At 51.3% G+C, this 230-nt stretch carries 1 protein-coding gene; it reads left to right on the forward strand.

Annotated elements, in window-relative coordinates:
- Positions 1-22: 22 nt before the first annotated feature.
- Positions 23-230, forward strand: a 208-nt coding sequence (locus EJE49_RS07520; protein WP_133313958.1) for a transposase, incomplete at its 3' end; no start/stop codon positions are given.

The following is a 230-nucleotide window of genomic DNA, read 5'->3' on the forward strand; positions in this document are numbered from 1 at the left end:
AACCTCTGCTACGATACCGCCCATGGCAAACTATCGACGAAACTTTGTTGCGGGCGGCAGCTTCTTTTTCACCGTGAATCTCGCTGAGCGTAAATCCAGCCTGCTCACGGAACATATCGAACTATTACGCGAAGCATTCCGCTATACGCGTAACCGCCATCCTTTCGAAATCAATGCGATTGTTGTGCTACCCGAGCATTTGCACACCATCTGGACTTTGCCTGCTGGCG

Source organism: Sulfuriferula thiophila (genome assembly GCF_003864975.1).
Lineage (GTDB): Bacteria > Pseudomonadota > Gammaproteobacteria > Burkholderiales > Sulfuriferulaceae > Sulfuriferula > Sulfuriferula thiophila.